This window comes from Candidatus Paceibacterota bacterium, from assembly GCA_035452965.1.
Taxonomy (GTDB): Bacteria; Verrucomicrobiota; Verrucomicrobiia; order Limisphaerales; family UBA8199; genus UBA8199.
Genome location: DAOTCE010000005.1, coordinates 31,476 through 44,313 on the forward strand (window position 1 = coordinate 31,476; position 12,838 = coordinate 44,313).

Consider the following 12,838-nt stretch of genomic DNA (forward strand, 5'->3'; position numbering starts at 1 on the left):
GCAAAGCAGGCGCTCAATTCCTGCTTCCGGTTTGCGGAAAACCCATTAGGCTGGCTCGATTATGGATTGGCTAACCAACCTGATTTGGCACGACGGCAGCCTGTTCGGGATCCAATGGCACACGTGGAAGGTCATCGGCTGGCTGGGCAACCTGATCTTTTTCTCCCGCTTCTTCGTGCAATGGTATGCAACCGAGAAGCGAAAAAGGGTAGTGGTGCCGACAGCATTTTGGTGGCTCAGTTTGGTAGGCTCCCTGCTCCTGCTCAGCTACGCGCTTTTCCACGACCGGGATTCGGTGTTCATCTTTGCCTACGCGTTCACGTGGATTCCCTACATTCGCAACCTGGTGATTCACCGGCGGCACGCGGCGGCGCACCTGACATGCCCGAGTTGCGGAACCCAGTGCCCGCCGCACTCAAGATTCTGTCTTGCCTGTGGGACCCGACTGACCGCCGGTGAGGGAATGGTCTCCGGCTGACGCGCGCCTATTTTTTAGGGGCAACTGGCGCGGGGGCCACAGGCGGCAAGTTGGTAGGGATGGCCGGCTTGAGGTTGTATTTGGCAAGGATGGGAGCAAAGTCGGGATGGACCCGCCCGTATTCGGTGATTTTCTTAATAAAATCCGTCATCAGCGGGCCGCTTACTTTCTGATAGTCATTGATCATTTGCGCGGCCTGCGGGCGAATGGCGGCGAGATCCTTGCTGCTGGAGCGCCACTGCCGGAGCAAGAAGATGTTCAGTGTCCCGCTGATCACGATGACCAGGATGAGGATGGACACGACCAAATGACGCAGGGAGTCATGCTGCGCCTGAAGGTCATTGGCGCCGGAACGGGTGGGGGCATTGGTGTCAATATAGTCCATAGGAACCTACTTGGTGGCGGATTTGCTGGGGGCAGCGGGGTTTGTCTTGGCCGGCTTGAAACCAACGGATTCCAGCAAAGGGTCAATCGCCGGATGGGTCTTGCTGTATTCCAGAGTGTCGTTGGCCAGGGCGGTGATGATCGCGCGGTTTTGATTGATCATGGCCGCCTGGCCTTGAAGCGCGCGCAGTTGGCGGGTGTTGGAAATAAAAAGCCAACACAATACGAGCGAGGCCAGCGCGCTAAGGGTCAAGACCCCGAGCAGGATCGTAATCAAAGGAGAGTTTTTCATAGCTAATGCTGGGCACTGTAGTGTTTTCTTCACCATTGTCCACCATGATTTTGCTTTAAAAGATACTTGCCTTCGGATGGCAAAAGCGGCAGAGTTCGGGTGCTTGAATGACCCGCTCCCAGCGGACGCGGTGAGCGGGGATTAAGTTGGGCTGTCGTGAACTGCACGCGGCCCGCAGAGTTCAGAGTTAATCAGCTTGGCTAAGGAAGAACCGATTGAATTGGCCGGCACAGTGACGCAGGTCCTGCCGGGCACGATGTTCCGCGTGGCGTTGCCAAATGGTCACGAGGTGCTCGCCCATATTTCCGGCAAGATGCGCAAGCACTTCATCCGCATCAGCGTCGGCGACAAAGTCAACGTGGAGATGTCGCCCTACGATCTGGGCAAGGCGCGGATTACGTTTCGGCACGCCTGAAGGCAAGGAGTGGCGAGGCGGGCCCCTGCTTCACGCCGCAGCGTTCGCTTTGGCTCGACTTTGAGACGGGGCAGGGCAATCTGCTTCCCATGCGAATACAATTCCTTGGTGCTACTCGCACGACGACCGGATCGACGTATCTCCTCGAGCTAAACGGGCAGCGATTGCTCCTGGAGTGCGGCTTGTTCCAAGGCCGGCGGGGCGAGTCCATCGAGCGGAATCGGAATTTCCCGTTCGATCCAAAGCAAATTGATGCGGTTGTTCTCAGCCACGCGCATATTGACCACTGCGGGAACCTGCCGAACCTGTGTCGGCAGGGGTTTGAGGGAAATATCTACTGCACCTTCGCGACGCGCGACCTGGCCAGCATCATGCTTGAGGATTCGGCGCAAATCCAACGGGATGACGCTGCTTTCGTGTCCAAGAAGCATGCCAAACAAGGCCTCCCGCCCGTTGAACCACTTTACAGCGCGAGTGATGCGGACAAGGCCATCCAGCAGTTTGTCAGCATAAACTACGATCGCCCCTTCCCGGTGGCGGACGGCTTAACCGTCACTTTTCGCGACGCAGGGCACATCCTCGGAGCGGCTCAGGTGGTGTTCGACATTCGCGAGAGTGGGCGCGAGTATCGGTATCTCTTCAGCGGCGACATCGGGCGCGGCAACGACGACATTCTTCGCGACCCAGTGCCGGTCGAGAACGTGGATTACCTGCAGGTGGAAAGCACATATGGCGCGCGGGCGCATTCGCCGAAAGCCAGCGCCAACGCTGAAGTAGGCCAGATGGTGCGGGAGACCATTGATCGCAAAGGGAAGATCATCATTCCCTCGTTTTCCGTTGGGCGAACGCAGCAGGTCGTCTATACCCTGCATCAGCTGACGCTGGAGGGCCAGTTGCCACGCGTCCCCATTTTTGTGGACAGCCCGTTGAGCGTGAACGCGACCGAGGTCTATCGCCTGCATCCGGAATGCTTCAACGAAACCATCTACAAGTTCCTGCGGGAGAAGGCGAATCCTTTCGGCATGGAGAACCTCACCTACATCCGGGAGGTGGCACATTCGATGAAGCTCAACGAGCTGAAGGACGCGGCCATTATCATCAGCGCCTCAGGCATGGCGGAAGCCGGCAGAATTCGCCATCATCTGGCGAACCATATCGGGAACCCGGCGAACCTGGTTCTTTTCGTGGGTTACTGCGCCGAACATACCCTGGGGGCGCAAATTATGTCTGGCCGAAGCCCGGTGAACATCTTTGGCGAGCCCCACGAGGTGCGCGCCCGGATTGCCTCGCTCGATTCGTTTTCCGGCCATGCGGACAAGGACGAACTCCGCCGCTACGTCGAGACCCTTACCGGAGATATCAAGAAGATTGCCGTGATCCATGGCGAAGAGGCTCAATCCCTGGCATTTGCCGAGACCCTGATGCAGATGAAACCCAAGGCGCAGGTCATCGTTCCGGATTACCAGCAGACGCTCGAGATTTGACCGGGCTGTCCCCTTGAGCCAATCCGGCTGAAACGTGGTGCTGCGGGGTCGTGCCGGCCGTCTCCAAAGCTTGACGCGGCTCCCGCGGAAGGTGGGATTCAGTCGCTAAACCGTGCGCGGTTTCGCCCAACAAAAGACTCGGCTTGCCGCAGCGATTCAGGGGTACCGATGTCGAGGAACGGGGCATCAACCGCGCATACTTTGAGCACAGCCCCTTGCGTGAGCAGTTGTGGAAACACGTGTTGTTCGAGGCTCAGCGGCAGCCGGTTGGGGAATAGGCGCAGCAGCGAGCTGCGCAACAAGTAAATGCCGGCATTGATCACTCCCTTCCCGGGCCGTTTTTCCGAGAAACCTCTTAGATCACCGGACGGTCCGATGGCGAGGGTGCCGTAGCGGGAAGCGTCTGCCACCGCGCAGCCAATAACGACGCCGGCTGCCTCGGGGTGTTTCAACTCCGAACTCGCCTGCGCGAGATCAGCAAAGACCAGTGAGTCGCCATTCAACACCAGCCATGTGTCGGGAGCCTCGCCGGCATGCCGAACCGCGTTCAGGAAGCCGCCTCCTGTCCCCAGCGGTCGGTCCTCCGCAACACATCTGATGTTCACCGCAGGCACGGGCCGGCGCCGAAAGTGCGCCTCCACCACATCGGCCAGGTGGCCCGTGGAAAGAATGACTTTCCGAATACCTTGTGTCGCCAGGAAGCGCACGACCCACTCAAGAAAAGGCTTGCCCGCCACCGATGCCATGGGCTTGGGCACACCGGGCAGCAAATGCGCTACCCGGGTTCCGAAGCCGCCCGCCAGCACGACCGCCACCGTCCGGTTCAGCTCCAGACTCATGCCCGCGCTCAGACGTTGGAGTAAAGGCTATTGCGCAGGATGGTGAAGCCCTTGATTAACTCCCGGATGCCGCGGTCGAGGCTCCATTCCGGTTTGAAGCCCGCGCCGGCAATTCGGGCGTTGGAGACTATGTAATCCCGCTTGTCCGGGTCTTCCCCGATGGGCGCTTCCAGGAAGACGAACTTCGGCAGATGCTTCTTGATCACGGCGCACAGCTCCAGCTTCGAGAGATTTGCCTCGTCCAATCCCACATTGTAGGGTTTGCCCTTCATGACCTCGAACTGGTCGAGGGCGTGGACAAACACGCGCGCCACGTCGCGCACGTGGATGTAGTTACGCTTGAAGTGCCCCTCGAAAACAACCACCGCCCGGTCAGTCACCGCGCGATGCACGAAATCATTGACCAGCAGGTCTATACGCATGCGCGGCGACACTCCGAAGACCGTCGCCAGGCGCAAGCTGATGCTGTTTTCGCGTTGGAGAATGCTCTGCTCCGCCTGCACTTTCGTCACTCCATAAAGGGAGATGGGCCGCAGCGGAGTCTCCTCGGTGCAGAATTTGCCCTTCTCGCCCACGCCATAGCCGCTGTTGGTCACCGGCATGATGATGCGTTGCGAGCTGGAAGCCAGGCGGCAAAGCATGGCCACCGCCTCAAAGTTGATCGTCTTCGCCGCAACCGGGTCGCGGTCGCACAAAGGCGCTCCTACCAGCGCCGCCAGCGGAATAATGACGTCGGCCCCCGCCACCAACTTCTTCATCAACGCTTCGTCCCGGCAATCACCGCGCACCACCTGGAAGGTGTCGTAGTGGCAGCAGTCTCCGAGGCTGTTCTGACGGAACATGAAGCTGTCCACGACCGTAAGCTCATGCCCGAGTTCCAGCAGAGCAGGGGTTAGCACCGATCCGAGGTAGCCCGCGCCGCCTGTGATTAAGATCTTCATAGTTAAGGGAGGCAATAAGTAAAGGAAGTCAGATTTCCCTGGCAACGAGATTCGTGATTTCCTGTCCGATGGCCAGCGCCGCGGTGGCCGCCGGGCTGGGCGCGTTCAGGACGTGCAGCGCCCGCGGCCGATGCAACAGACAGAAATCCTGGACCAGGTTGCCGTCGGGGGACATCGCCTGGGCGCGCACGCCGGCGCCACCTGGCGCCAGGTCGCTCTCGCGGATTTCCGGCACCAGCTTCTGCAGCGATTCACAGAACAACCGTTTGCTGAACGACCGCCGCAGTTCCTCCCAGCTCATGCGTTTGTGCCTGGCCAGAAACCGCCACAAGCCCGGGAAGGTCAGCGCATCCCATACGTCAGCAACCTTCAAGTCGGTCTTGCGGTAGCCTTCGCGTGACAGAGCCAGCACGGCGTTGGGGCCAGCCTCTCTGCCGCCGTGAATCAGCCGCGTGAAATGAACGCCCAGAAACGGAAACTGGGGGTCCGGCACCGGGTAAATCAGGTTGCGCACCAGGTGCTGCCGTTCCGGTTTGATCCCGTAATACTCGCCCCGAAAAGGCACAATGCGGACCTCCCGCTTCTCGCCCGCAAGCATGCTCAGCCGGTCGCAATGCAGCCCGGCGCAGTTAATCACGAAGTCGGCTGGATACTCTCCCTGGGTGCTCACGATCCGCCATTCGTTGTTCCGAAGCCGCAGTGCCGTAACCTTGGCGTTCAGCACGACCGATCCACCTTTGGCCTCGATTTCCTTTTGCAGCGCTTGGCAGACCCTTGCATAGTCCACAATGCCCTCCTGGGGCACGCTTAGCGCCGCAACCCCGCCCACGTGCGGCTCGATTTGGCGCATCTGTTCGTAGTTGAGCAGACGCAGTCCTTCCAGGCCGTTTTGCATTCCCCGTTCGTGGAGGTTATGCAGCCGGGGCAGTTCGGATAGGTTCGCCGCTACGACCAACTTGCCGCAGATCTCATGTGGCACTGCGTGCTTCTGGCAAAATGCCACCATTTCCCGTATGCCGGTCACAGCCAGCCGCGCCTTCAGCGAGCCCGGCTTGTAGTACAACCCGGAATGCAGAACTCCGCTGTTGTGCCCGCTTTGGTGCGCGCAGACCTGGCTTTCTTTCTCCAGCAAGGTAATTCGCGCGGCAGGGCAGCGGAGCGGCAACTTGTGCGCCGTGGCCAGACCCACAACTCCTCCGCCGATGATAACGACACGTGTGGATGACATAAGTGCGCCAGGATGAGGTTTCAGCCGGACCGCTTCACGAAGTCCTCGTAGGCAAGGCGGATGCCAGTTTCCAAGTTGACCTGGGGCTGCCAGCCCAGCGCAAGCAAGCGCGAGCTGTCCATGAGCTTGCGCGGCGTGCCGTCCGGTTTGCTCGTGTCCCAGACGATTTCCCCCGCATAGCCAATGATCCGCTTAACGGTCTCTGTCAACGCCCGCACGCTTACTTCACTGCCGACGCCAACGTTGATGAACTGTTCTTCGCTGTAATTCTCCAGCAAGAACACGCAGGCCCGGGCCAGGTCGTCCGCATAGAGGAACTCGCGAAGCGGCGAGCCGGTGCCCCAGCAGGTGACCGTTGGAGCCGAGGCGACTTTGGCCTCATGGAACTTGCGGATGAGCGCAGGCAAGACGTGCGAGCTCTGCAAGTCGTAATTGTCATTTGGTCCGTACAAGTTGGTCGGCATGGCGCTGATGAAATCGCAGCCATACTGACGGCGATAGGCCTGACACAGCTTGATGCCCGCGATCTTGGCGATGGCGTACCACTGGTTGGTTGGTTCCAGGGGACCGGTCAACAAATATTCCTCTTTCATCGGTTGCGGCGCCAGGCGCGGGTAGATGCAGGAACTGCCCAGGAACAGCAGCTTGCGCACCCCTGCTTCGTAAGCCCCGTGGATGAGGTTGTTCTGGATTTGAAGATTCTGGTAAAGAAACCCGGCCGGCTGGCGGTCGTTGGCCAGGATACCGCCGACTTTCGCCGCCGCGTCCACGACGTATTCGGGTTTCTCCTGCGCATAGAAACTGTGAACGGCAGCGCTGTCCAGCAGGTCCAGTTCGGCATGGGCGCGGCCAATGAGGCAGGTGAAGCCGCGCCGCTGAAGTTCGCGCCAAATTGCGCTGCCTGCCAGGCCACGGTGGCCGGCTACATAAATCCGGGCGTTTCGGGCTATTTCCATCGGCTAAGCAATAAGACAATACGCCATGGGAAACAAGCAGTGACTCGGGCAATCCGCTCATGGCACAGGGGCAACGATGGGGTCCGATGGGGTCTTGCCAAACGTGACTGCATGCTGCATTCTAGCTCCCGATATGAAAAATCGCATTGGGATTATCGTTTTGATTCTGGTTTTGGTGTGCGTCGGGCTTGGGATTGCGTTGATCGCCATCAAGAAACAGGCAACGGAGCAGCAGCGCGAATTGACCGACAAGAACGGCGCACTGTCGAATAGTTTGGTGCAGGCCCACGATGAGCTCGATCGGACAAGGCAAGCCAATGCCCTGCTCGAAAGCGATCGGGAGCAACGCAGGAAGGAATTCGAGGCGCTGACGAACAATTATACGCGGGTCCTCGGCAGTCTAGCCCAGGTTTCCAACAGCCTTGTTAATACTGAGGTTGCGCTCAAGACCAGCCAGGAGGAAACTGCCAAGCGTGATGCCAAGATCGCGGACCTGGAGGCGCAGAATCAAGCCCTCGACAAGCAGGCTGTTGACCTGAGCACCGCCATCACGAATCTGACTCAGCAGATTGAGGAGACCAGGCGCAAGCTGGCGACTTCGGAGGGCGAGAAGGGTTTTCTGGAGAAAGAACTGAAACGACTTATGGCTGAAAAGTCGGAGCTGGAACGGCAGTTCAACGACTTGACCGTGCTGCGCGCACAAGTCTCGAAATTGAAGGAAGAGCTTTCGGTTGCCCGCAGGCTCGAGTGGATTCGCCAAGGCCTATTCGCCAGCACCGAGCAGAAAGGCGCGCAGAAGCTAATGCGCACAACGGCCCTGACGCCGGCCAAGACTCCCAAAGCCACTTATGATCTCAACGTGGAGGTCAGCGCCGACGGTTCGGTCAAGGTCATACCGCCCTTGACCAATCGTCCGGCGGCGACTCCTCCGCCGGCCAAATGACCGGGGCCGGGCGGCTCATTGACTCGCAGGGGCGCGTCCTGCGCGACCTGCGGGTGAGCGTCACGGACCGGTGTAATTTCCGCTGCCTGTACTGCCTGCCGGAAACAGAGGCTGCGCGGAACTTTTACCGCGGCCACTGGGCGAATCTACCCAACCCGGCGCCGATCCTGCAGCAATGGGTCCCCAAGACCCACATTCTTGCGTTCGAGGAGATTGAGCGGGTTATCCGCCTGGCGGTCAGTCTCGGAATTCAGAAAGTCCGACTGACCGGCGGTGAACCCCTTCTGCGGCACGACGTGGAGTCCCTGGTCGGACGCGTGGCGAGGATTCCGGGCGTTGGCGACCTGGCGCTGACCACCAATGGCATGCTTTTTGCCCAGAAGGGCCCCGCGCTGCGTGAGGCCGGCCTCCGCAGAGTCAGCTTCAGTCTGGATTCACTGGTGCGCGACAACTTCAGGAAGATCACCGGCCGCGATGGTCTTGAGGAGGTCTTGGGCAGCATCAGCCTGGCCCAGGAACTGGGTCTGCGCCCGGTCAAAGTTAACGCGGTGATCATCCGCGGGCTCAACGATCATGAGATTGAAGGGCTGGCGGAATTCGCGCGGGAGCGCCAACTAAGCTTGCGCTTCATTGAGTTCATGCCGCTCGACTCCGCGCGCGCCTGGCTCAAGGAGATGGTGGTGCCCGGTCACGAGGTCCTGGCCCGCCTCCGAGCGCGGTTCGACTTGCGCCCGGTCGCGTCCGATAATCTTTCCGCGACCGCCAAGCGCTGGGCATTCCCTGATGGCCGCGGCGAGGTTGGCATCATTGCGCCGGTCAGCGAGCCCTTTTGCGGCCACTGTAATCGCATCCGACTGACCGCGGACGGCAAGGTGCGGACCTGTCTGTTCAGCGTGACGGAGCACGATTTGCGCTCTCTTTTGCGAGGCGGGGCTTCCGACGAGGAGATTGCCGACTGGCTCAAGGCTGTGGTTTGGCAGAAGGAGGCTCGGCATCACATTGGCGAGCCCGAGTTTGTGCCCCCGCCGCGGTCTATGAGCTGTATAGGCGGATAAGGAGAGCGGCGCCACATTCCTTGACCCCGTCACGCCAGCCGATTATTTACATACCAGTTATGCCGACCTATGAATACATCTGCGAGAAGTGCGGGCACCAGTTTGAGAAGTTTCAACCGATTTCGGCCGCCCCGCTGACCGTTTGCCCGGAAGACTCGTGCGCACAGAAGCGCTGGGGTAAAGGCAAGGTAAAACGCGCCATTGGCGCAGGCGCGGGCTTAATATTTAAGGGCAGCGGTTTCTATATTACCGATTACCGGAGCGACAAGTATAAGGAAGCCGCCAAGAAGGAGTCCGCCCCCGCGAGTTCCTCCAGCGGGACCGAGAAGCCTGCCTCAAACCAGGGTGGCAAGCCGGCACCGGCCAAGTCGCCGAGCAAGCAATCCAAAGCTCCCGCAGAGAAGAAGTGATGCGCTCCGGACCACCAGGCCGACGATGGGGTTCGACGGATCAGGGGCATGGTTGATGCGCTAGTTTGGAGTTGGATTTCTGACGAGGACAACTGACGGCCGCGAATGACAAAGCAGGTTCAAGCCGGACATAGGCTTGGGGCGGTGCTGGCAGCCACGGCGGCGCTAGGCCTGGGTGCTTTGCGGAGCGAAGCCAGCGCGCCGGTTTCGCCGACTGGTCTGGTTTCGGCACGGAGCCAATCCGGCCAATTCATGGTATATGCCGGGCGTTCTCCCGGTTCCATTCCACCCATCCTGGAGGTAGCGAAGAGCCAGGGTTACGTTCAGCTGGAGCCGACCCTGGTGGCGGTGTCATGCGAGCGCATTAAACAGATTCTTCTGCGCGAGCTGGATGCCACGGCGCCGTGGCGTGGAACGATTTACCTGGCGCTCTATCCCGCCCGGTCTGCCAGCGACACCATCACGATCACTGCGGAGCGGTTCACCACTGGCTGGCAATATAAGCTTGATATGCCAGATGTGGTTGAGCGCACCCGGTATGTGCGGTCAATTGTGCAAATGTTGCTGACTGAGATGGCCAATCGCAAGGCCCGGGCTCACGCTGCGGAGATCCCGCTTTGGCTCAGCGAAGGCTTCACCCAACTGCTGCTGGACTCCAGCGCCGAGGAGATCATCCTCGCCCCGCCCACGGAGAGCGCTCGCGGCGTCAGTCTTAGCGCCACTCAGAGCAACGCCCGTCGTTCAACCCTGACGGAACAAGTCCAGAAGAAGCTGCGCGGGCGCTCGCCACTGAGTTTCGATGACTTGAGCTGGCCCGCCGAAGATCAACTATCCGGCGACGCCGGCGACCTTTACTCCGGCAGCGCCCAACTGTTTGTGGGCGAACTGCTCCGCATGCCGGATGGCCGGGCCAATCTCCGCGCAATGCTCGACCGGCTGCCGCAATATCTCAACTGGCAGTTTGCCTTTTTGGAGGCCTTTCGCGTTCACTTCGGACGCGCGCTGGACGTGGAAAAGTGGTGGGCTCTGTCCCGGGCGCAAGTGAACGCGCGCGATCCGACCCAAACGTGGCCGCTGGAGGAAAGCTGGCAGAAACTGGACCAGTCCATCCACTTCGCCATCCAGGTCCGCACCGGCACCAACGAGCTGCCGCTGCACGCCAGCGTTTCGCTGCAGACGATCATCCGGGAATGGGATCCAATGCGGCAGACCCCGGCGCTCCAAGGCGTCCTGCGCGATCTGGAATTGCTTGGGCTGCGGATGGCCCCCGAGTTAATCGGTCTGGTGCAGGATTATCATGGGGTCATCGCAACCTACCTGCAGCAACGCGATCGCAGCGGGGCGGTGCTCCCCTTTGTCCGAAAGGCAAGCCGGCGCCGGGCGGCCGAGGCAGCCGTCCAACAGTTGGATGCATTGGACGCCCGTCGCCAGGCTCTGCGCCCCGCGCCTAAACCAATCGACGCCGCTTCGCCTGCCGAAACGCCTGCTACCCCTCGCTGATACCGGCCTGCAGGGTTGGCGCAGAGTCCTGCGGGGGTCTTGCAGCCTGCTGAGCTATTTCTCGGGGAAGACCATTTCCGCCACAAACGTCTCCTGGAAGCTTGCATCGTCATTCAGCGAGAGGTGCTTAATTCTGGCCAGGATATCGGGATAGGCGCCGTCTTGCTGCTCCAGCCCGAACAGCGCCAGTTTGGCTCCCAGCAGTGCCGTGTTGCCCGCTGGTCTGATTTTGTCTGCGGCGAAATCCAACAGTCCGATTCGCCGCGCGCTGTCATGATTGATATAATTGCCGAACGCCCCGGCCAGCGATACGTGCTTGAGGGCATCCTTCGTCGCGCCCCACCGATCGAGCAGGATGCGCAAGCCCGCGGCAATCGCGCCTTTGGCTAATTGTAGCTCCCGCACGTCCCATTGGCTGAGGGAAACCGACCCCGCCAGCGCGAGCGAATCGCCTTGGGTCATCCGTCCCTTGGGTGATATCCAACCCAAGTCCAGCCCTGCCGCCACCGCATCCACGAGTCCGCTTCCACAAAGCCCCCGTGGCGCAACATCGCCCAGCACATGGCAATGCAGCCGGCCTTCCTGCACGTGGACTTCCGAAATGGCGCCGGTTGCCGCCCGCATGCCCATCGAGATGCGCGCCCCTTCAAACGCCGGCCCCGCCGCCGTGGATGCGCACAGCATGCGCTCCCGGTTGCCCACCACGATCTCACCGTTCGTTCCCAAGTCAATCAACGCAGCCAACTGGTCGCCTTCGTGCAACTTCGTCGCCAGCAGACCCGCCAAGATGTCGCTGCCGACGAATCCGCCGAGGCAGGGCAGGAACCGCACTGCCGGATTCCCGGGCAAATGCCAGGCCAGTTGAGCGGCGTCGAACATCTGCAAGCCCGGCGAAACCGGCTCGAACGGGTAATGCGAAAGCGGTTCGAGGCTCACGCCGCAGAACAAATGGTGCATCACAGTATTGCCGACCAGCACCACATTTCTGACTTCATGTTCGCTGGGTGAGGCCACCATCACCAATTCGCGCGCCAGGCTGCCGATTTGCCGGCGAACCAGGTTCTGCAATATGTGCTGGCTTTGGCCGGCCACGGCAAACTCGACACGGCTCATGATATCCGCGCCGTGCCTGGCCTGCGCGTTCAGCGCGGCGCGCACGCCCAGCACGCGGCCGGTCTGCAGATCCACCAATTGTGCCACAATCGTGGTAGTGCCCAGGTCAACCGCGATGCCTAGTCCCTCCTGCGGCGTGAAGGCAAACACCGAATCGTCGGTGAGAATAGCCGCCTCCCATTGGGCCAGTTCGATCTTCAAGTCGCCTAGTGCCTGACTGCGACATGCCAGCCGCCAGCCCTCGGCCAATTCTGGTTCGGTGAGCTTCTGTCTCTCCTCTGGAGTAATCGGCAGTGTTCCGCCCAGCACCTTGATCCGGCAGCCCTTGCATTGCCCCCGTCCGCCGCACGGGAATTCGACCCCCTGTGCGAAGAGCACGTCCTGCAAGGCTGTGCCGCGTTTGACCCGCAGCACCTTGCCATGTGGCAGCAGCTCGATTTTGATGAAATCCCTCATTACGCTCTGCTAGGGCCCATTTCCCCAACCAGAGCAGCCGCCGACGTTAGTCGGCGCCGACTGGCGTTGGCGGCTGCGCCCTGTAGGCGGCGCGTGCCAAGTGTCAGGTATCCGGACAGGGCTGTCATAAATTCAGCAATGCGTGCGTTAGATTAGCTGGCGCCCAAGGCGCATTCGAGAGAATTCAAGCACTTGGCTCTTGCCCGGGCGCACCTCACTCATCGGAGCGCAGGAATAGCCGTGCCCTCCTGGGCTTCATGCATAGGCGTTGTGTGCGCAACACGGGTAACAAATTCGGGTAACAATTTGGCCTTGAAGCGGTGGGGGCGATGGGGCAGATTTGA

General features: G+C 60.5%; 14 protein-coding genes. 7 read left to right on the forward strand and 7 right to left on the reverse strand.

Going from position 1 to position 12,838, the window contains the following annotated elements; genetic code table 11:
- The first annotated feature begins 61 nt into the window (after window positions 1-61).
- Window positions 62-478: a lipid-A-disaccharide synthase N-terminal domain-containing protein gene (locus tag P5205_06485; GenBank protein HSA10003.1), complete on the forward strand. Its 417-nt coding sequence runs from the start codon at window positions 62-64 to the stop codon at window positions 476-478.
- A gap of 7 nt (window positions 479-485) precedes the next feature.
- Here the strand turns inward: P5205_06485 and P5205_06490 are convergent, their stop codons facing one another.
- Both P5205_06490 and P5205_06495 read right to left on the reverse strand, forming a co-directional pair.
- Window positions 486-863, reverse strand: a complete 378-nt coding sequence (locus P5205_06490) for a hypothetical protein (GenBank protein HSA10004.1) — start codon at window positions 861-863, stop codon at window positions 486-488.
- A gap of 6 nt (window positions 864-869) precedes the next feature.
- Window positions 870-1,154, reverse strand: a complete 285-nt coding sequence (locus P5205_06495; protein ID HSA10005.1) for a hypothetical protein — start codon at window positions 1,152-1,154, stop codon at window positions 870-872.
- A 196-nt stretch (window positions 1,155-1,350) separates the two neighbouring features.
- On the opposite strand from P5205_06495, the gene infA reads away from it, so the two are divergent.
- Together infA and P5205_06505 are read left to right on the forward strand one after the other, a co-directional pair.
- On the forward strand, window positions 1,351-1,569 hold the full coding sequence (infA, locus tag P5205_06500; GenBank protein HSA10006.1) for a translation initiation factor IF-1: 219 nt from the start codon (window positions 1,351-1,353) through the stop codon (window positions 1,567-1,569).
- A gap of 89 nt (window positions 1,570-1,658) precedes the next feature.
- Window positions 1,659-3,053 carry an MBL fold metallo-hydrolase gene (locus P5205_06505; GenBank protein ID HSA10007.1) on the forward strand — a complete coding sequence of 465 codons (1,395 nt, stop codon included), beginning with the start codon at window positions 1,659-1,661 and terminating at the stop codon, window positions 3,051-3,053.
- Window positions 3,054-3,151: 98 nt separating this feature from the next.
- On the opposite strand, the gene P5205_06510 is transcribed toward P5205_06505, so the two are convergent.
- Genes P5205_06510 through P5205_06525 form a run of 4 tightly spaced genes read right to left on the reverse strand, consistent with a single transcriptional unit; the run spans window position 3,152 to window position 7,011 of the window.
- Window positions 3,152-3,892, reverse strand: coding sequence for a sugar phosphate nucleotidyltransferase (locus P5205_06510; GenBank protein ID HSA10008.1), 741 nt, complete (start codon window positions 3,890-3,892; stop codon window positions 3,152-3,154).
- Between the two features lie 8 nt (window positions 3,893-3,900).
- Window positions 3,901-4,833, reverse strand: coding sequence for an NAD(P)-dependent oxidoreductase (locus P5205_06515; protein ID HSA10009.1), 933 nt, complete (start codon window positions 4,831-4,833; stop codon window positions 3,901-3,903).
- Between the two features lie 28 nt (window positions 4,834-4,861).
- On the reverse strand, window positions 4,862-6,061 hold the full coding sequence (gene lhgO / locus P5205_06520; protein HSA10010.1) for an L-2-hydroxyglutarate oxidase: 1,200 nt from the start codon (window positions 6,059-6,061) through the stop codon (window positions 4,862-4,864).
- Between the two features lie 20 nt (window positions 6,062-6,081).
- Window positions 6,082-7,011, reverse strand: coding sequence for a GDP-L-fucose synthase (locus P5205_06525; GenBank protein ID HSA10011.1), 930 nt, complete (start codon window positions 7,009-7,011; stop codon window positions 6,082-6,084).
- A gap of 139 nt (window positions 7,012-7,150) precedes the next feature.
- Between P5205_06525 and P5205_06530 the strand changes: the two genes are divergently transcribed.
- The 4 genes from P5205_06530 (at window position 7,151) to P5205_06545 (ending at window position 10,925) form a co-directional block, all read left to right on the forward strand.
- The gene (locus P5205_06530) at window positions 7,151-7,960 is read left to right on the forward strand and encodes a hypothetical protein (GenBank protein HSA10012.1); all 810 of its coding nucleotides are present in this window, start codon (window positions 7,151-7,153) and stop codon (window positions 7,958-7,960) included.
- Window positions 7,957-9,015, forward strand: coding sequence for a GTP 3',8-cyclase MoaA (moaA, locus tag P5205_06535; protein HSA10013.1), 1,059 nt, complete (start codon window positions 7,957-7,959; stop codon window positions 9,013-9,015). The genes P5205_06530 and moaA overlap by 4 nt, the downstream gene beginning before the upstream one ends.
- Window positions 9,016-9,074: 59 nt before the next feature.
- Window positions 9,075-9,425, forward strand: a complete 351-nt coding sequence (locus P5205_06540; protein HSA10014.1) for a zinc ribbon domain-containing protein — start codon at window positions 9,075-9,077, stop codon at window positions 9,423-9,425.
- A 105-nt stretch (window positions 9,426-9,530) separates the two neighbouring features.
- A complete protein-coding gene (locus P5205_06545; protein HSA10015.1) occupies window positions 9,531-10,925 on the forward strand; it encodes a hypothetical protein in 1,395 nt (464 codons plus the stop codon).
- A 54-nt stretch (window positions 10,926-10,979) separates the two neighbouring features.
- Here P5205_06545 and P5205_06550 read toward each other — a convergent pair whose 3' ends face one another.
- Complete coding sequence (locus P5205_06550; protein ID HSA10016.1) at window positions 10,980-12,494, reverse strand: ASKHA domain-containing protein; 1,515 nt, start codon at window positions 12,492-12,494, stop codon at window positions 10,980-10,982.
- Window positions 12,495-12,838 lie beyond the last annotated feature (344 nt).